At 64.8% G+C, this 17062-nt stretch carries 18 protein-coding genes and 1 tRNA gene; 13 read left to right on the forward strand and 6 right to left on the reverse strand.

Features of this window, described 5'->3' with window-relative positions:
* The first annotated feature begins 24 nt into the window (after window positions 1-24).
* Window positions 25-1464 (forward strand): F0F1 ATP synthase subunit beta, encoded by a 1440-nt coding sequence (atpD, locus tag M4J39_RS14065; protein WP_251728961.1) that lies wholly within the window; start codon window positions 25-27, stop codon window positions 1462-1464.
* Between the two features lie 141 nt (window positions 1465-1605).
* A complete protein-coding gene (locus M4J39_RS14070) occupies window positions 1606-2001 on the forward strand; it encodes a F0F1 ATP synthase subunit epsilon (RefSeq protein WP_251728963.1) in 396 nt (131 codons plus the stop codon).
* Window positions 2002-2038: 37 nt separating this feature from the next.
* On the opposite strand, the gene M4J39_RS14075 is transcribed toward M4J39_RS14070, so the two are convergent.
* Entirely contained in the window at window positions 2039-2731 is a 693-nt protein-coding gene (locus M4J39_RS14075; RefSeq protein ID WP_251728965.1) for a DeoR family transcriptional regulator, read from the reverse strand.
* A 176-nt stretch (window positions 2732-2907) separates the two neighbouring features.
* Between M4J39_RS14075 and deoC the strand changes: the two genes are divergently transcribed.
* From deoC to M4J39_RS14115, 8 genes are all read left to right on the forward strand, one after another.
* On the forward strand, window positions 2908-3561 hold the full coding sequence (gene deoC / locus M4J39_RS14080; RefSeq protein ID WP_251728967.1) for a deoxyribose-phosphate aldolase: 654 nt from the start codon (window positions 2908-2910) through the stop codon (window positions 3559-3561).
* Window positions 3562-3601: 40 nt separating this feature from the next.
* Window positions 3602-4648 (forward strand): autoinducer 2 ABC transporter substrate-binding protein, encoded by a 1047-nt coding sequence (locus M4J39_RS14085; protein WP_251728968.1) that lies wholly within the window; start codon window positions 3602-3604, stop codon window positions 4646-4648.
* A 77-nt stretch (window positions 4649-4725) separates the two neighbouring features.
* On the forward strand, window positions 4726-6297 hold the full coding sequence (locus M4J39_RS14090) for a sugar ABC transporter ATP-binding protein (protein ID WP_371875452.1): 1572 nt from the start codon (window positions 4726-4728) through the stop codon (window positions 6295-6297).
* Window positions 6297-7268, forward strand: a complete 972-nt coding sequence (locus M4J39_RS14095; protein WP_251728970.1) for an ABC transporter permease — start codon at window positions 6297-6299, stop codon at window positions 7266-7268. The genes M4J39_RS14090 and M4J39_RS14095 overlap by 1 nt, the downstream gene beginning before the upstream one ends.
* A gap of 11 nt (window positions 7269-7279) precedes the next feature.
* Window positions 7280-8278 (forward strand): ABC transporter permease, encoded by a 999-nt coding sequence (locus tag M4J39_RS14100; protein ID WP_251728972.1) that lies wholly within the window; start codon window positions 7280-7282, stop codon window positions 8276-8278.
* Window positions 8275-9351 (forward strand): aldose 1-epimerase family protein, encoded by a 1077-nt coding sequence (locus M4J39_RS14105; protein WP_251728974.1) that lies wholly within the window; start codon window positions 8275-8277, stop codon window positions 9349-9351. The genes M4J39_RS14100 and M4J39_RS14105 overlap by 4 nt, the downstream gene beginning before the upstream one ends.
* Before the next feature lie 63 nt (window positions 9352-9414).
* Window positions 9415-10329, forward strand: a complete 915-nt coding sequence (gene rbsK, locus M4J39_RS14110) for a ribokinase (RefSeq protein ID WP_251728976.1) — start codon at window positions 9415-9417, stop codon at window positions 10327-10329.
* A 237-nt stretch (window positions 10330-10566) separates the two neighbouring features.
* A complete protein-coding gene (locus M4J39_RS14115) occupies window positions 10567-10818 on the forward strand; it encodes a GlsB/YeaQ/YmgE family stress response membrane protein (RefSeq protein WP_251729259.1) in 252 nt (83 codons plus the stop codon).
* A gap of 18 nt (window positions 10819-10836) precedes the next feature.
* Here M4J39_RS14115 and M4J39_RS14120 read toward each other — a convergent pair.
* Window positions 10837-10913 (reverse strand) — tRNA-Arg (locus M4J39_RS14120).
* A gap of 174 nt (window positions 10914-11087) precedes the next feature.
* On the opposite strand from M4J39_RS14120, the gene M4J39_RS14125 reads away from it, so the two are divergent.
* The 3 genes from M4J39_RS14125 to M4J39_RS14135 all read left to right on the forward strand — a co-directional run bounded on the left by M4J39_RS14125 (window position 11088) and on the right by M4J39_RS14135 (window position 14234).
* Window positions 11088-11903 carry a hypothetical protein gene (locus M4J39_RS14125; RefSeq protein WP_251728977.1) on the forward strand — a complete coding sequence of 272 codons (816 nt, stop codon included), beginning with the start codon at window positions 11088-11090 and terminating at the stop codon, window positions 11901-11903.
* A gap of 18 nt (window positions 11904-11921) precedes the next feature.
* Window positions 11922-13403: a M48 family metalloprotease gene (locus M4J39_RS14130; protein ID WP_251728979.1), complete on the forward strand. Its 1482-nt coding sequence runs from the start codon at window positions 11922-11924 to the stop codon at window positions 13401-13403.
* 129 nt (window positions 13404-13532) lie between these two features.
* Window positions 13533-14234 (forward strand): pirin family protein, encoded by a 702-nt coding sequence (locus M4J39_RS14135; RefSeq protein WP_251728981.1) that lies wholly within the window; start codon window positions 13533-13535, stop codon window positions 14232-14234.
* 36 nt (window positions 14235-14270) lie between these two features.
* Here M4J39_RS14135 and M4J39_RS14140 read toward each other — a convergent pair whose 3' ends face one another.
* The 4 genes from M4J39_RS14140 to M4J39_RS14155 form a co-directional block, all read right to left on the reverse strand.
* On the reverse strand, window positions 14271-15155 hold the full coding sequence (locus M4J39_RS14140; RefSeq protein WP_251728983.1) for a hypothetical protein: 885 nt from the start codon (window positions 15153-15155) through the stop codon (window positions 14271-14273).
* 112 nt (window positions 15156-15267) lie between these two features.
* Window positions 15268-15858, reverse strand: coding sequence for a CarD family transcriptional regulator (locus M4J39_RS14145; protein WP_251728985.1), 591 nt, complete (start codon window positions 15856-15858; stop codon window positions 15268-15270).
* Between the two features lie 395 nt (window positions 15859-16253).
* On the reverse strand, window positions 16254-16592 hold the full coding sequence (gene fdxA / locus M4J39_RS14150) for a ferredoxin FdxA (protein WP_251728986.1): 339 nt from the start codon (window positions 16590-16592) through the stop codon (window positions 16254-16256).
* Window positions 16593-16664: 72 nt separating this feature from the next.
* Window positions 16665-17054, reverse strand: a complete 390-nt coding sequence (locus tag M4J39_RS14155) for a S4 domain-containing protein (RefSeq protein ID WP_251728988.1) — start codon at window positions 17052-17054, stop codon at window positions 16665-16667.
* Window positions 17055-17062 lie beyond the last annotated feature (8 nt).

Below are 17062 nucleotides of genomic sequence, written 5' to 3' on the forward strand. Positions count from 1 at the left end.
GTAACTCGATCAAGGACCACATCGATGGCTGAAACGCATATCGGACGGATCACCCAGGTCATCGGCGCCGTCGTCGACGTCAAGTTCGACGAACATCTGCCGGCGATCCTGAACGCGCTCGAGACGAAGAACGGTGAGCACCGCCTCGTGCTCGAGGTTGCCCAGCACCTCGGCGAGAACACCGTCCGCACCATCGCCATGGATACCACCGAGGGCCTCGTGCGCGGCCAGGAAGTGGTCGACACCGGCGCGCCGATCTCGGTGCCGGTGGGCGACGCCTGCCTCGGCCGCATCATGAACGTCATCGGCGAGCCGGTTGACGAAGTCGGCCCGATCGTCGGCGAGAGCAAGCGCGCCATCCACCAGGAAGCGCCCGACTACACCGACCAGTCGACGGAAGCCGAAATTCTGGTGACCGGCATCAAGGTCGTCGACCTGCTCGCGCCCTACGCCCGTGGCGGCAAAATCGGCCTGTTCGGCGGCGCCGGCGTCGGCAAGACCGTGCTGATCCAGGAGCTGATCAACAACGTCGCCAAGGCGCACGGCGGTTACTCGGTGTTCGCCGGCGTCGGCGAGCGTACCCGCGAGGGCAACGACCTCTATCACGAGATGATCGAGTCGGGCGTCAACAAGGATCCGCGCGAGCATGGCGGTTCGACCGACGGTTCCAAGTGCGCCCTCGTTTATGGCCAGATGAACGAGCCGCCGGGTGCCCGCGCCCGCGTCGCGCTGGCCGGTCTCACCGTCGCCGAGCATTTCCGCGACAAGGGCCAGGACGTGCTGTTCTTCGTGGACAACATCTTCCGCTTCACCCAGGCCGGTTCGGAAGTGTCGGCTCTGCTCGGCCGCATTCCTTCGGCGGTGGGCTACCAGCCGACGCTCGCCACCGACATGGGCGCGATGCAGGAACGCATCACCACCACCAACAAGGGTTCGATCACCTCGGTGCAGGCCATCTACGTGCCGGCCGACGACCTGACCGACCCGGCGCCGGCCACTTCGTTCGCCCATCTGGACGCCACGACCGTGCTGAACCGCGCCATCTCCGAGAAGGGCATCTACCCGGCCGTCGATCCGCTGGACTCGACCTCGCGCATGCTCGACCCGCAGATCGTCGGTGAAGAGCACTACGCCGTCGCCCGCCAGGTGCAGCAGATCCTGCAGAAGTACAAGGGTCTGCAGGACATCATCGCCATCCTCGGCATGGACGAGCTCTCGGAAGAGGACAAGCTGACGGTGGCGCGCGCCCGCAAGATCGAGCGATTCCTGAGCCAGCCGTTCCACGTCGCCGAAGTGTTCACCGGCTCGCCCGGCAAGCTCGTCGCTCTCGAAGACACGATCAAGGGCTTCAAGGGGCTCTGCGAAGGCCTCTACGACCATCTGCCGGAAGCGGCCTTCTACATGGTTGGCACCATCGACGATGCCGTCGAGAAGGCCCAGCGCCTCGCCGCTCAGGCGGCCTGATGATCTGATCGGGCGGGGCGGCCATGGCCGCCCGCCTTCTTCGGCGCCGTCGCGCCGGACCTATGCATTGACCGGCCAAAATGGCCGTCGGAGCGGTTCCCGAAGCTTGGAACTGCCAGAAAACACCGTTGGGAGCGCCGGATGGCAACCTTCAAGTTCGAGCTCGTCAGCCCTGAGCGCCTGATTCTGTCGATCGACGCCGATCAGGTGGACCTGCCCGGCAGCGAGGGCGACTTTGGCGTGCTCGCCGGTCACGCGCCGTTCCTGACCACGCTGAAGACCGGTATCGTCACCGTCAAGGCCGGCGGCGTTTCCAGCCGCATCTACGTGCGCGGCGGCTTTGCCGACGTCAACGCATCCGGCCTCAGCGTTCTGGCCGAGAAGGCGGTGCCGGAGGCCGAGTTCGATCCGGCCGTCGCCGCGTCGGAAGTGGCCGCCGCCGAAGCCGTTCTCGCCGAAGCGAAGAGCGAAGAGGCCAAGGATCGCGCGATCGCCGCGCTCGATCAGGCAAAGACCGCCATCGCCGCCCTCGCCTGACGGCCTGAGTGCATGCGAGAAACGCGACGGCAAGCCCTCATTCGGTGATGACGGCGTCGAACTGGTCGGTCGTTGCGAAGTATGCCGGCTTGATCTTCTCGAGCTTGCTTGAATCGATCACCAGATAGCTCAGGCCGGCGCGCGCCAGCACCGCCTGCTTGATCGGCACTTCATGAAAGTTCGAGCAGGTGGCGCCATGCTGCGAATGCAGCCCACCGGCCGACAAGAAGGCTTTGCTGATCCCCAGCCGCTCGACCGACCGGAGCGCCTCGTCGCCGGAAAAGGTCTGCGATGACGCGTGAAACAGCCCTCCCAGCAGAATCAGGTTGGTGTTCGGTCGCTTCATGACGCGCTCGGCAACGTTCATGGCGTAGGTGATGACGGTCAGCTTGCCGGACAGTGGCAGATATTCGGTCATCCGGGGCGTCGTGGTCCCGCAATCGATGAAGATCGTGTCGTCCGGCTCCACCAGCCGCGACGCCTTCTGGCACGCCAGATCCTTTGCCTCGGAATGGGTGTCGGCTTCTGCATCAAGACGATAGGTGGAGCGCTCGCTGCCCGCCGGCAGGATGTAGCCGCCGAGGTAGCTGAACAGATGCGGCGCCGATGCAAGGTCTCGCCGCACGGTCATTTCCGACACGCCGAGATGGCTTGCCGCATCGCTGAGATGCAGCACGCCAGCATCCTTCAACCTGTCATCGAGGCGCTCTAGGCGTTCGGCCTTCTTCACTGGATGTCCTCGCCGCTTGCAGGCCTTTCAATCCACCTTTCCCCTTGACTCGTCAAGGCCACTATGAAACCTTCCAAACAATTCTTGTTAGAATCATAACATCTCGGCCGGATGGAGGCCTGAAAGTGGAAGAATCAAAACACAATTCGGTTGGAAATTCGCAGACTCTGGCCGGCATGATCGACCACACGATTCTGAAGCCCGAAGCGACGAGGGTCGAGGTGGCGCGACTTTGCGAGGAGGCAATCGCCCATGGTTTCGCCTCGGTTTGCGTCAATGCCGTTCACGCCCGCTTCGTGGCCGATCGGCTGAAGGGCAGCAAAGTGAAGACTTGCGTCGTGGTCGGGTTCCCGCTCGGCGCCTCCGGGGCCGCCGCCAAGGCCGATGAAGCCTCTCGGGCCATCGCCGACGGAGCAGACGAGATCGACATGGTGATCGATGTTGGCGCTTTGCTCGAAGGCGATCTCGACCGCTTCCGCGCCGATATCGCCGCCGTCAGGCAGGCGACGGCCGGCAAGCTGCTGAAGGTCATCATCGAAACCTGTCTCTTGAACGACGCTCAGAAGGAAACGGCCTGCCAGATCTCCAAGGAGCTCGGCGCCGACTTCGTGAAGACATCCACCGGTTTCTCGACGGGTGGCGCGACTGTGGAGGATATCGCGCTGATGCGTCGGGTGGTCGGTCCGGACATGGGAGTGAAGGCTTCCGGCGGTGTTCGCACCGCCGAGACTGCGTGGGCCATGGTGGAAGCCGGGGCCACGCGCATAGGTGCCAGCGCCAGTATCGCCATTGTCGGCGGCGCCGGTAAGGGAGGCCCGGCCGGATACTGACGGGCCTTTGACAATCGATCTCTTGGGAGGAGACGACACAATGAGGAAGACACTGATATCGCTGGCCGCCGGCCTTTCCATGCTGGCTCTGCCGGCCTTCGCCGACGGCGTCGTCGACGTAAGCCAGGCCCGCAAGGACATCACGGCCGACGCCGCCGGCAAGACCTTCTCGATCGCCACGGTGGTCAAGGTCGACGGCATCGCCTGGTTCGATCGCATGCGCGATGGCGTCAAGCAGTTCGGCGACGACACCGGACACGACGTCTGGCAGGTCGGCCCGAGCCAGGCCGACGCGGCGGCTCAGGTGCAGCTGATCGAGAACCTGATCGCCCAGGGCGTCGACGCCATCTGCGTCGTTCCCTTCTCGGTGGAAGCCGTCGAGCCCGTGCTCCAGAAGGCTCGCGATCGCGGCATCGTGGTGATCGCCCACGAAGCCTCCAATCTCAAGAACGCTGACTACGTGCTCGAAGCCTTCGACAATAGGGCCTACGGCGCCAAGCTGATGGAAGTCCTCGGCAAGTCCATGGGCGGCAAGGGCAAGTACCTCGCCACCGTCGGCAGCCTGACCTCGCAGTCGCAGAACGAGTGGATCGACGGCGCCATCGCCTACCAGAAGGAACACTTCCCCGACATGGCGCTCGCCACCGAGCGTCTCGAGACCTATGACGACGCCAACACCGACTACAACCGCCTGTCCGAAGCCCTGACGACCTATCCGGACGTCACCGGCATCGTCGGCGGCCCGATGCCGACCTCGGCCGGCGCCGGTCGTCTGATCGCCGAACGCGGTCTCAAGGACAAGGTGTTCTTCGCCGGTACCGGCCTGCCGTCGGTGGCGGGCAAGTACCTGCAAGACGGCGACATCCAGTACATCCAGTTCTGGGATCCGGCCGTTGCCGCCTACGCCATGAACACGCTCGCCGTCATGGCGCTGAGCGAGAAGAAGGATGAGATCAAGGCCGGTCTCAACCTCGGCCTCAAGGGCTACGAGAGCCTGACGACGCCGGAAGGCGCCTCCCCCAACCTGCTCTATGGCCAGGGCTGGGTCGGCGTCACCAAGGACAACATGGCCGACTACAACTTCTGACGGACGATGTGGGGAGCGACGGCAAGTCCGCCGTTCCCCATGCCTTGCGTGACAATCCCGGTTCGACGAGGCGGCCCATGCGGCCGGCCCTCGCAGCCGCTCGCCACGCCATTCATCCCAAAGGTCGTTCCCGTTCGGAAATCGAAGCGCACACCATGGCCGAACCCCTGATCGAACTCCGCGCCGTCACAAAGCGCTTTCCTGGCATGAAGGCGCTCGACGGCGTCGATTTCCAGATCTTCCCCGCCGAAATCGTCTGCCTTGCCGGCGAGAACGGCTCCGGCAAATCCACCCTCATCAAGATCGTCTCCGGCGTCTACGACTTCGACGAAGGCGACCTCCTCATCGACGGCAAACCGGTGGCCGGTCTTGGTCCGCGCGACGCCATCGCCGCCGGCATCCAGGTCATCTACCAGGACTTCTCGCTGTTCCCCAGCCTGACCGTCGCCGAGAACCTCGCCCTCAACCGGCTGCTCAGCGAAGGCAAGACCTTCGTCGATCCCAAGCGTCGCCGCCAGCTCGGCGCCGAAGCCTTGGCCCGGCTCGACGTGGCGATCGATCTCGACGCCACGGTCGGCACCCTCTCGACCGCCGACCGACAGATCGTCGCTATCGCTCGCGCGCTGATGAGCGAGACGCGCCTCCTGATCATGGACGAGCCGACCACGGCGCTGACCGGCCGCGAGGTCGACCGCCTGTTCTCCATCGTCCGCGAAATCCAGGCCAAGGGCATCGCCGTGCTGTTCGTCAGCCACAAGATGCGCGAGATGCTGGAAATTTCCGAACGCATCACCGTCTTCCGCAACGGCCGCAAGGTCGAGGAAGGCCCGACCGGTGAATTCAACGAGGCGCGCATCACCCGCGCCATGACCGGCCACGACATCGGCCACGAGCGGCACGTCTGGACCGGCGACGACAGCGAGGAGCCCCGGCTTTCGGTGCGTGGCCTTTCCGTCGGAGACACCGTGCGCGGCGTCGATCTCGACCTTCACCGGGGCGAGATCGTCGGCCTCAGCGGCCTGCTCGGATCCGGTCGCACCGAGCTTGCCATGGCCCTGTTCGGCATGGAACCGCACAGCGGCGACATCCGCCTCGACGGCGCACCGCTCAGTCTGGAAAGCGTGCAGGACGCCGTCGCCGCCGGCATCGCCTATGTGCCTGAAGACCGCCTTTCCGAAGGCCTGTTCATGCGACAGCCGATCGCCCGCAACGTCATCGCCAGCGCCATCGGCAGGGCGACGCGCGGTCCGTTCCTCGACCATGAACGGCTCAACGCCCTGGCCGAACAGACCGTGTCCGACATGCGCATCGCCACGCCGGACATCGAAAAGCACGCCGGCCAGCTTTCCGGCGGCAATCAACAGCGCGTCGTCATCGGCCGCTGGTTGCTGACCAATCCCAAAGTGCTGATTCTCAACGGCCCCACCGTGGGCGTCGATGTCGGTTCCAAGGCCGAGATCCATCGGCGTATCCGCGAGTTGGCCGCCAGCACCGGTCTCGCCGTGCTGATGATCTCCGACGACGTGCCCGAACTCATTCAGAATTGCAATCGCATCCTGCTGATGCACCGGGGCGAGATCGTCGATCGACTCGACACGCGAAGCGTCGAAGAAGACGACATCCATGGCCGCCTGAAGGGTCTGCGCTGATGACCTCTGTTTCCAAACTTCTGCGCCGGTCCGAAACGGCGGTGCTCGCCATCCTCATCGTCGTGATGATCGTAATCGGCGTGATCAACCCGGCCTTCTGGCAGGCCGACAACCTGTTCAATCTTCTGAGGGCCAACGTCGTCATCGGCATCATGGCGCTCAGCGTGCTGACCGTGATGATTTCCGGCGGCATCGACGTCTCCTTCCCCGCCTTCGCCGTCGCCGCCATGTACCTGACGGTCATCGCCATGAATGCGATGGGCTATCAGGGCGTGGTTCTGCCGTTCATCGGCGCAACGGTGATCGGCCTTCTCTGCGGCCTGGCCAATGCCTTCTTCATCCACACCTTCCGGATGATCCCGCTGATCGTCACGCTCGGCTCGGCATCGGTGGTGCGCGGCCTGCTGCTCGGGCTTGTCGGCACGTCGATCATCAACATCGATCGCATGCCGCCCTCATTGATCGCCTTCGGCAGCAGCACCATCGAGATCGGCGGCAGCAAGCTGTCCCTGATGATCTTCATCTACCTCGGCATCGCCCTGCTGATGTGGCTGTTCCTGACGCGCACCATGGCCGGCCGCGCCATTTTCGCCTACGGCGACGATGCCGAGTCCGCCAAGCGCGTCGGCTTCAACACCCGCCGCACTGTCTATCTGGTCTACGGCCTTGCCGGCGCTCTGGCAGGCTTTGCCGGACTCCTTCACGCCTCGATGATCTGGCTCGCCAACCCGCGCGATTTCGTCGGCTACGAGCTCGACGTCATCGCCGCCGTGGTGCTGGGAGGCGCCTCGATCTTCGGTGGCCGTGGCTCGGTGTTCGGCACCATTCTCGGCGTCTTCATGCTGACGCTCATCAAGAACAGCCTGATCATCATGCGCATCGACAACACCTGGCAAGGCGTCGTCGTCGGTTGCGTCATCGTCATCGCCACGGCCCTCACCGCCTGGCGTGACCGCAAGGCGCTCGTGTGAAAGCCAGATCCATGAACAAGCTCACCGACCTCCGTCGCTTCGTCAATCGCGACAACAACATCCTCCAGCTCCTGATCATCACAGCGGTGATCTTTCTGCTGATGTCGGCGCTGGAGCCGAACAAGTTCCTGCGCTACTACAACTTCGAATCCATCAGCTTCATCTTTCCCGAGCTGGGTATCGTGGCCATCGCCATGATGCTGGCCATGCTGACCGGCGGCATCGACCTTTCGGTGATCGGCATCGCCAACCTCGCCGGCATCCTGGCCGGCGTGTTCTTCACCCGCCTCTACCCCGCCGCCCCCGAGGCCGGCGCGGCGGCCGAGCTGATGCGCGTCATCGCCGGCGTCGTCCTTGCGCTCGGCGTCGGGTTGCTCGCCGGCACCCTCAACGGCCTGCTGATCGCCAAGGTGAGGATCACGCCCATCCTCGCAACGCTCGGCACCGGGCAGATCTTCACCGGCCTCTGCATGGTGCTGACCGGCGGGCCGGCCATCGTGGGCTTTCCGGCGTGGTGGGGCTTCATCGGCAACGGCAAGATCCTGGGCATCGCCGTGCCGCTGGTCCTGTTCCTGGTGGTGGTCGTGGCGATCGCCGTCATGCTGACGAAGACGCCCTTCGGCCTCAACCTGTTCCTGATCGGCACCAACCCGCGCGCCGCCGTGTTCGCCGGCCTCCGAACGGAACGCATGGTGCTCTACTCCTACATGCTGAGTGGAACTCTGGCCGCTCTGGCCGGCATCGTGCTCTCGGGTCGCACCAACGCCGCCAAGTCCGACTACGGCACCTCCTATCTCCTCCAGGCGGTGCTCATCTCGGTGCTGGGCGGCACCAATCCGGCTGGCGGCAAGGGAACGGTGCTCGGCGTTTCCATCGCCGTCATCGCACTGATGCTGCTCGCCTCCGGCTTCCAGATGATGCGTTTCTCCAACCACCTCATCGATTTCATCTGGGGCGGCTTCCTGCTGCTCGTCATGGTGATCAACGTTTTGAGGAATCGCGGCAAATGACCCTCTTCCATCTCTCCCGCGCCGCCTTCGACGAGGTCGAGCGCCCGGCCGTCGAACACGCCTCGCTCAAGGCCAGCCTGTTCCGCTATTCCACCGGGATCGAGGCGATCCGTCTGGAAAACGCCCGTGGATCGCTGATCGTCCTACCCTATCTCGGACAGATGATCTGGCAAGCCGCCTTCGACGGCGTCGACCTGACCATGAAGAGCATCTTCAAGGCACCACGCCGCGTACCGACGATCGGCGAAACCTACGGCTGCTTCGCCTTCCACTCGGGCCTGCTGCGCAACGGCGTCCCCGGCCCCGCCGACAATCATCCTTCGCATGGCGAAATGCCCTGCGCCGCCATGGACTGGGCCGGTATCGAGACGGGCAGCGACGATCGCGGCGACTATCTCCGCGTCGTCGGCAGCTATGAGTACGCCATGGGCTTCGGGTCGCATTACGAAGCCCGTCCGTCAGTGACGCTGCGCGCCGGCTCCGCGCGCTTCGACATGGCGATGGAGGTGACGAACCTGTCGGCCGGCGACCCGATGGACCTCATGTATATGTGCCACGTCAACTACGCCTTCAGCGAGGGCGCCGAGATCCTGCAACAGGCGCCCTTCACGCCCGATCGCACGGCGACGCGCACGGCCGTGCCGGCACATGTGAGGCCCAACCCGGACTATCTGGCCCGCGTCGCTGCGCTGGCCGCCGACCCTGCCGGCAGCCGCGTCATCCGCAAGGCCGACGGCTACGACCCCGAGCAGGTGTTCTATCTGCGCGGCCTCGCCACCGACGCCGCCGGCGATACCCGCCTGATGATGCGCCGGCCCGAAGGCGATGCCTTCTTCGCCCGTTACAACACCACCGACTTCCCCAAGACGGTGCGGTGGATCCTGGCCGGTCACGACCAGCAGGTGGCCGCCTTCGCGCTGCCGTCGACCTGCGAGCCGGAAGGCTACACGGCGGAAAAGCAGAAGGGCAACGTCCGCAGCCTCGCCGCCGGCGAGACCGCCCGCTTCACCGTCGAGCTCGGCCATCTCGATGCCGGGGAATGCCGTCGAGAAGCCGAGCGCATGGCAGGCTGATCGCCGCCGCAAGCAACAGTCGGCCGCGCCCCGGGGACGGGCAGCGGACAACCGGAGGAAAAGATGTCGAAGATCGCCGTTGTCGGCTCCAACATGATGGACCTGATCACCTATGTGAACCGCATGCCGCTGCGCGGCGAGACCATCGAAGCGCCAACCTTCGAAATGGGCCACGGCGGCAAGGGCGCCAACCAGGCGATCGCGGCGGCAAGGCTCGGTTCGAGCGTCGCGATGGTGACCCGCGTCGGTGACGATGCCTTCGCCGACGCGACGATCGCCAACTTCCAGCGCAACGGCATCGACACCACCCACGTGTTGCGGACGTCGGGCCGCTCGTCGGGCGTGGCGCCGATCTTCGTGGAACCGTCGGGCGAGAACTCGATCCTGATCGTCAAGGGCGCCAACGCCGATCTGACGCCGGCCGACGTCGATGCCGCTATCCCTGTCCTCAAGGGATGCAAGCTGATCCTGATGCAGATGGAGGTCCCGGTCGAAACCGTCTACCACACGGTTCTCAAGGCCAAGGAACTCGGCGTGCCGACGCTGCTCAACCCTGCCCCCGCCGCCGCGGACCTCGACGTGGCGCGTCTTGCCGACCTTGCCTTCCTGACCCCCAACGAGACCGAGCTGGCAACGCTGACCGGCCTCCCGGTCAACAATGAGCATGAAGCGGAGGTGGCCGCGCGGTCGCTGATCGAACGCGGCATCGGCACAGTGGTGGTCACCATGGGCGGCCGAGGCGCCCTTCTGGTCGATGCCGCCGGCACGCGTCGGATCTCGCCGGTCAAGGTGGAGCCCGTCGACACCACAGGCGCCGGCGACGCCTTCATAGGCGCTTTCGCCCACTTCCATTCCGAAGGCTTGCCAATCTTCGAAGCGCTGACCGAAGCGGCGAAATATGCCGCCGACTCGATCACTCGGCGCGGCACTCAGCGTTCCTACGCGACACTGACCGATTTCCGCGCCCGGTTCCCCTGAGCGGCGCAAGCTCGACAGTCGTCACGTGCCGGCGATCCCCGCAAGGGCCGCCGGCATTTTTCCAGTGTCCATCCCTAGGGCCGGATGCCCGGCGGAAAGCACATGTTCCCCTTCCCGAGGGAACTGCCTTCCCTATCGTTCGTTGTGTCAATGCCAGCCAGCGGAAGATTGCTCCCCAAGACGCAATCTGCCGGAGGCTTGGCCATTCGCTTGAACGGTTTGCATGGGGGTAAGAAAATGGACGACGCAAGCATCGGCTGGATCGCAGCCATCATTATCGGCGGCCTCGCGGGCTGGATTGCCTCTGGACTGATGAAGACCGATACGGGTCTCTTCCTGAACATCGTGCTCGGAATCATCGGCGCGGCCATTGCGAGTTTCCTGTTCGGGATCCTCGGCATCTCGTTCGGCGGCTGGATCGGCTACCTGATCGCCGGCGTCCTTGGCGCCAGCATCCTGATCGGAGTCATCAGGGCAGTCAAACGATAGGTTTGGACAGCCGGAAAATGGCGTCCCGGAAGGGATTCGAACCCCTGACCTACGGTTTAGGAAACCGTTGCTCTATCCTGCTGAGCTACCGGGACGCGGTGCGGCCGGACCAAGCGTCCGGCCGCTTTGGCTCATCTAGCAAATCGAGGGCGGCTTTGACAGCCCCTTTTCGAAACCCGCATGCCATGATGGGAAGGCAGCCTTGTCATCGAGTGGGATAGGCATGTAGCGCGACATTCGCTAGAGTCGGATGCTTCTGAGACCCTTTCATGCTTCGACCGGTCGTCGCGCTCTGCCTTCTCATGTTCTTGTTGGCGGCCTCGCCGGCCGACTCCGAAGAAACATGCGCTGACGGATCTTTCACGCCGACCCATCGCGTCGAAGCCGCCCTCCCGCCTCGGGCGGCCACCATCCGTCCCGTGGTGACGTTGACCCCGCTGCAGGCGGCCAGCCCCGAGCTCGTCGTCGTTCTGGACGGCGTGGTTCTTCCGGCCAGGGCGGGCGCTTTGGCGCGGACCACTCAGACCGGAATCCTCTCTGACCTTCATGGCGTACCCACCGCGTTCGTCGCTTCGACCGAGGAACCGGACCGGCATGGACGCCTTCATGGCATCCTCCGTCTTGAGAACGGTGGCGGCCTGGCCGAACGGCTTCTCGCGGCAGGAGCCGGCGTCGCCGATGTGTCCTTTGCGCCCTGCGCCGCGCGCTTTCTTGCCGCCGAAGCCAAGGCGCGAGCGGAAAAACGTGGTATTTGGCGGCAAAGCCGGATATGGACAAACCTGAATGCGGCGGCAACTGGCCTGCCCGACTTCGTGCTCGGTCGTGGCAAGGTCGCCTCGATTGGCCGATCGGGCCGAACAACCTATATCAATTTCGGCGACAACTTCCGAACGGATGCCACGGTGCGCCTTCGAGAAGCCTTGACGTCGGCGCTGGTTGTCGCCGGACGACCACCGGAGAGCCTCTCCGGGCGGATGGTTGAGGTTCGTGGTTGGGCTCGCTGGCGCAACGGCCTCGATCTTGAACTCGATACGCCCGCAGCCTTGCGGCTGTTGGACGAAGCGGCAGAGAATGGAGCGGACTAGAAGGTGATGGTCGGACGGATGGGTAGAACGGGCAATCTCTGCTGGTTCGCGTCGAGAGCCGCAGCTCTGGCGATCGCCCTGTCGCTCGCCGGCTGTCTGGGGCTTTCCGGCGAGGATGGCGGCATTTCCGCCGAACAGCTGGCCGCCTCTGCCGTCCCGCAAGGCAAGATCGACCCCAACGAGGTGGCGATTGCCGAGCGGGAGCACCCCAAGATCGTCGCGGCCTTTGGCGGTACCTACGAGGATCGCGAGGCCGAACTGGCGATCGCCAGCGTCGTCGGGCGGCTGGTTGCCGCCAGCCCAGAGCCTTGGCGCAGCTATCGCGTCACCATCCTCAACTCACCGGCCGTCAACGCTTTCGCCCTTCCCGGCGGATACGTCTACGTCACGCGCGGTCTCCTGGCGCTGGCCAGCGACACGGCGGAAGTGGCCGCCGTGATCTCCCACGAGATGGCCCACGTCACGGCGCGGCACGCCTATCTGCGCGCCCAGAAGGCCGAGGCCGCCGCCGTGGCCAGCCAGGCCGTGCAGGACGTGGTGCAGGACCCGGCCGTCCAGCGCGTGGCCCTCGCCTCGACCCAGGTGTCGCTGGCTCGGTTCTCTCAGATTCAGGAGCTCGAGGCCGACCGAGTGGGTATCGCAACGCTGGCAAAGGCCGGCTTCGATCCGTTCGGTTCGCCCCGCTTCCTGACCTCGATGTCGCGTCTCGCGGCCTGGAAAAACGGCTTGCCCGAAGACGACACCGGCGCCATCGACTTCCTCTCTTCGCACCCGTCGACGCCCGAACGCCTCGCCCAGGCGCAAGAGGTCGCAAAGGCGACCGGCGTCACCAACGGCGAGGTCGACCGTGACGGCTATCTCTCGCGCATCGACGGCATCATGTATGGCGACGATCCGAACGAAGGCTACGTGCGCGGCCGTCAGTTCCTGCATGCCAAGCTGGGCTTCGCCTTCGAGGTCCCGGACGGCTTCCTGATCGACAACACGTCCAAGGCGGTGCTGGCCACCAATGCCGACGGCGTAGCCATGCGCTTCGACGGCGCCAACGTCGCCGCCGGAAGCGACCTCGTCGAGTATATCAACTCCGGCTGGGTCAACGGTCTTGACCGCCAGTCGGTGCGAACCGTGTCGATCGCCGGCCTGCCGGCCGCCGTCGCCTCTGCCTCGGCGCGCGGCTTCACCTACCGGATCGCGGTCGTTCGCTTCAACGACCAGGCCTTCCGCTTCCTGTTCGCGACGCGCGGCGACGCCGCCGTGCTCGACAGCACCTTTGCCTCCACCGTCGCATCCTTCCGCTCGCTGTCGGAGGCCGAGAAGGCGTCGCTGGCCCCGTTGCGCATCCGCGTCGTCACCGTGGCGGCGGGCGAGACCGCCGAAACACTCACCCGGCGGATGGTGCCGATGGACCGCGGCGTCATCCTGTTCAGGGCGCTCAACGGGCTGGCCGCCAACGAACAGCCGCGCCCCGGTACGCGCGTCAAGATCATCGTCGACCGCTGAACGCCCGACACTGTTCACCTTTCGAGAACAGTGCGGTGGCAATACGCAGTCCTGACAAACCGGCCGCCGCGTCCCATCTTGGGGTCACCAAGCGGGCGATCATTTTCGCCCCGATCAGGGAGACCCGCGATGATCACCATTCGCAAGGCCGAGGACCGCGGCCACACCGACGCCGGCTGGCTCGACAGCCACCACAGCTTTTCCTTCGGACACTATTTCGACCCCGCCGCCATGGGCTTTGGCCCTCTGCGGGTCATCAATGACGACCGTGTGGCCGGTGGCGGTGGCTTCCCGCCCCACCCGCATGCCGACATGGAAATCGTCTCCTACGTGCTGGAGGGTGCCTTGCAGCACCGCGACAGCATCGGAACCGGCTCCGTGATCCGCCCCGGCGACGTGCAACGCATGAGCGCCGGCACCGGCATCCGCCACAGCGAGTTCAACGCATCGGCCACCGATCCCGTTCACTTCCTGCAAATCTGGATTCTGCCGGAAGCCGACGGCTTCGCCCCATCCTATGAACAGAAGAGCTTCGGCGACGCCGAACTTGGCGACCGCCTGCGGCTGGTTGCCTCCCGGGACGGGCGCGACGGAGCGCTGACGCTCCATCGTGACGTGGACCTCTATGCCGGACGGCTCAAGGCGGGCACCGAGGTCGACCACGCCTTCGCGACCGGCCGCCTGGGCTGGCTGCAAGTGGCGCGCGGTAGCGTCACCGTCAATGGCCAGGATCTGAGGGAAGGCGACGGCGCCGCCATCGAGAGATCGCCCAACCTGTCCATCGTCGCCCAAGGCGACGCCGAGATCCTGCTGTTCGACATGGCCCGCTGAACCGGGAAAGGGCGCCGCCGAATGTAGCGGCGGCGCTCACTCGGCGAACCTGGCATTGAGATCATCGAGCACCGACGAGTCGCCATCATAACGGGAGCCGTCAAAGGTCAGCCGGATTGGGAAGGACCTGTTCTCGACTTGCTGGCTGTCCTCGCCGTTGAGGCAGGTGGCGGCGTAATCGATCACGATACCGATGTCCGCAAGGCCGTGGTGCTTCCGCTTTCGCGTCTCGAAGGCGGCCACGAGTTCGCGATGATCGAGCAGTTCGCACTGCTCCGTTGTCTCGGCCTGCGAGTAAAGATAAGGCCCGTCGTAGAGATCGACGAGTTCACCGCCGACCACACCGACCAGATGGAATGCGTCGAACCCCTCCTGGGAGTTGAAATGGCTGCTTCGCGTCACCGCCACAGGGCTGTCGGGGGCGGCGAGCAGCAGCCGATAGCCGTTTGTCGGTCCGCCGGGGTCAGTGGCGACCAGGAGACGGCCGAGCGGCCTGTAGGCCGGTTTGACCTCGGCCATCGTCACGACGCCTCCGCTCACGGCGGCCGCATAGGCTTTCCTGCCCTCCCCGATCACGGCGATGTCGGCAAAGTCGCGTGTTGAAATGTCGACGGCTCGATCCGCCGGTTCACCGGTGCCAGGGTCGCTGGCGGCCTCCACCGCTTCGCCACCGGCGAACCGATGACCGATGCCGTTCGCGCTGAGACCGGGATAAATGTCTCGCAGGACGTCGAGCGCTGTCGTCGTCGCTCCGGGAGTGAGAGGCGCGGTAAGGCAGACCCTCTCCGGCCCCGTCGCCAGGCAACTCCCCACCGCCACGGATCGAAACACTGTTCCACTGCGCCCGGCAGACATCGCCGCCGCCGGAAGCAGGCCCGCCAGAAAGGCAACGGTCAGCCACGCGCAAGTTGGCTTCGCCATACTCTCCCCCGTGATCGTCGCTCAACGCTCCCCCGCGCCGCGCGAAAAAGGCCCGGCAGGTCTCCCCGCCGGGCCTTGAAAAGAAACGGACAAAAGCGTCGGCGCCTATCTATCAGGCGGCTTCCGCCTCGTCTTCGCCTTCGTCGGCCACATCCTCGGCGGCATCGCCACGGGCGGCGATCCGCTTGGGGCTCTTGTTGAGGCTGTCCTCGATGCGGCGGATGGCCTCGGTTTCGGTGATGCGGGACACCGCCGAGATCTCGCGCGCCATGCGATCGAGAGCCGCCTCGTAGAGCTGACGCTCGGAATAGGACTGCTCGGGCTGGCTGGAGGCGCGGTGCAGGTCGCGCACGACCTCGGAAATGGCAACCAGATCGCCGGAGTTGATCTTGGCTTCGTATTCCTGGGCGCGACGGCTCCACATGGTGCGCTTGACACGAGCGCGGCCCTTGATGATCTCAAGCGCCTTGTCGACGGTGTCGTCCTCGGCAAGCTTGCGCATGCCGACCTGCTCGGCCTTCGCCATGGGGACGCGCAGGGTCATCTTGTCCTTCTCGAAGACGATGACATAGAGCTCCAGCTTCATGCCGGCGATTTCTTGCTCCTCGACGGCAACGATTTGGCCGACCCCATGGGCCGGATAGACGATGTGCTCGTTGGTCTTGAACCCATTACGGACAGCGGGTTTCTTCGCAGTGGCCATTCAGTCCATCCACTCCTCAGTGTCGGCGGCGACAAAATCACCCTCTCCTGCCGGGAGGCAGCAAGTGAGTAAGGGTAGATCATGAACTGCGAACCTCTAAGTTCGCTCCGCCGGCACGCTTTCGCGTTGTTTTCAGTCGATCTGGGGTTTCGCTTTCGGTCGCAGCGTACTATCTGCACACATGCCAAGACCGACACGAAGGCTTGCGCCTTAATGAAGGTCATAAAAAAGACCCCGTGCAGGGTCCCGCTGGCGACCGGAAGAATTCGTCGACTGTCAACGTTAGCTATAGCACAAAAACCACAAAAAACAAAGCAATATGACGCGGCACACCGCAAAAATGCGGCGTCACATGGCTGCATTGCCTATTCCGCAGGCTGGATGGCGCGGTTTTCTCAGCCGCCCTTGCCCGGCTTGGGCGAGAACAGCGTGGCCAGCTTGCCTTCCACGCCGTCATATTCCTTCGCTTCGGGCAGAGGATCGCGGCGGGCGGCGAGGTTGGGCCAGACGGCCGAATACTCGGCGTTGAGTTTCAACCAGTTGTCGAGACCTGGCTCGGTATCCGGCTTGATCGCCTCGGCCGGACACTCGGGCTCGCAGACGCCGCAATCGATACACTCGTCCGGATGGATGACGAGCATATTCTCACCCTCGTAGAAGCAATCGACCGGGCAGACTTCCACGCAGTCGGTGTACTTGCAGGCGATGCAGTTGTCGGTGACGACATAGGTCATGAGCGAATACCCTGATATCCACAGGCGAGGCGCCTGCTGCGTAACGAACTTCCACCGGCCGTTCAAGGCCGATCATCGGTCATTCTGGTCTGGATCGGTCAGTCTCTCGAAGCGGCGGCGGTCGCGCTTGGTCGGCCGCCCCTCGCCCACATCAACAACCGGCGCGACCGCCTCGGCGACCGGCGGCGGCGTCAGATCCTCGTAAAGCTCGGATGCCACCGAGAAGGAACCGCGCCGCTCCGCGAAGTCGAGCACCTTCAGCACCCTGACGCGGCCGTGCAGCCCAATGGTCAGGACATCGCCAGCCTTGACCGGCTGAGCGGGATCGTCGACCTTCCGCCCGTTGAGGCGTACGTGCCCGGAAGCGGCGAGCGCCTGGCCGAGCGTTCGCGTCTTGACCACCCGCGCGTAGACCAGCCACTTGTCTATCCGCTGCCGGCCGGAGACTGGTTCCTCGGACACGCCCGTCC

Source organism: Pleomorphomonas sp. NRK KF1 (assembly GCF_023721755.1).
GTDB lineage: Bacteria > Pseudomonadota > Alphaproteobacteria > Rhizobiales > Pleomorphomonadaceae > Pleomorphomonas.

Coding starts and splice junctions, on each gene's coding strand:
- atpD (WP_251728961.1), top strand. CDS start 25: ATGGCTGAAACGCATATCGGACGGATCACCCAGGTCATCGGCGCCGTC.
- M4J39_RS14070 (WP_251728963.1), top strand. CDS start 1,606: ATGGCAACCTTCAAGTTCGAGCTCGTCAGCCCTGAGCGCCTGATTCTG.
- deoC (WP_251728967.1), top strand. CDS start 2,908: ATGATCGACCACACGATTCTGAAGCCCGAAGCGACGAGGGTCGAGGTG.
- M4J39_RS14085 (WP_251728968.1), top strand. CDS start 3,602: ATGAGGAAGACACTGATATCGCTGGCCGCCGGCCTTTCCATGCTGGCT.
- M4J39_RS14090 (WP_371875452.1), top strand. CDS start 4,726: ATGCGGCCGGCCCTCGCAGCCGCTCGCCACGCCATTCATCCCAAAGGT.
- M4J39_RS14095 (WP_251728970.1), top strand. CDS start 6,297: ATGACCTCTGTTTCCAAACTTCTGCGCCGGTCCGAAACGGCGGTGCTC.
- M4J39_RS14100 (WP_251728972.1), top strand. CDS start 7,280: ATGAACAAGCTCACCGACCTCCGTCGCTTCGTCAATCGCGACAACAAC.
- M4J39_RS14105 (WP_251728974.1), top strand. CDS start 8,275: ATGACCCTCTTCCATCTCTCCCGCGCCGCCTTCGACGAGGTCGAGCGC.
- rbsK (WP_251728976.1), top strand. CDS start 9,415: ATGTCGAAGATCGCCGTTGTCGGCTCCAACATGATGGACCTGATCACC.
- M4J39_RS14115 (WP_251729259.1), top strand. CDS start 10,567: ATGGACGACGCAAGCATCGGCTGGATCGCAGCCATCATTATCGGCGGC.
- M4J39_RS14125 (WP_251728977.1), top strand. CDS start 11,088: ATGCTTCGACCGGTCGTCGCGCTCTGCCTTCTCATGTTCTTGTTGGCG.
- M4J39_RS14130 (WP_251728979.1), top strand. CDS start 11,922: ATGGGTAGAACGGGCAATCTCTGCTGGTTCGCGTCGAGAGCCGCAGCT.
- M4J39_RS14135 (WP_251728981.1), top strand. CDS start 13,533: ATGATCACCATTCGCAAGGCCGAGGACCGCGGCCACACCGACGCCGGC.
- M4J39_RS14140 (WP_251728983.1), bottom strand. CDS start 15,155: ATGGCGAAGCCAACTTGCGCGTGGCTGACCGTTGCCTTTCTGGCGGGC.
- M4J39_RS14145 (WP_251728985.1), bottom strand. CDS start 15,858: ATGGCCACTGCGAAGAAACCCGCTGTCCGTAATGGGTTCAAGACCAAC.
- fdxA (WP_251728986.1), bottom strand. CDS start 16,592: ATGACCTATGTCGTCACCGACAACTGCATCGCCTGCAAGTACACCGAC.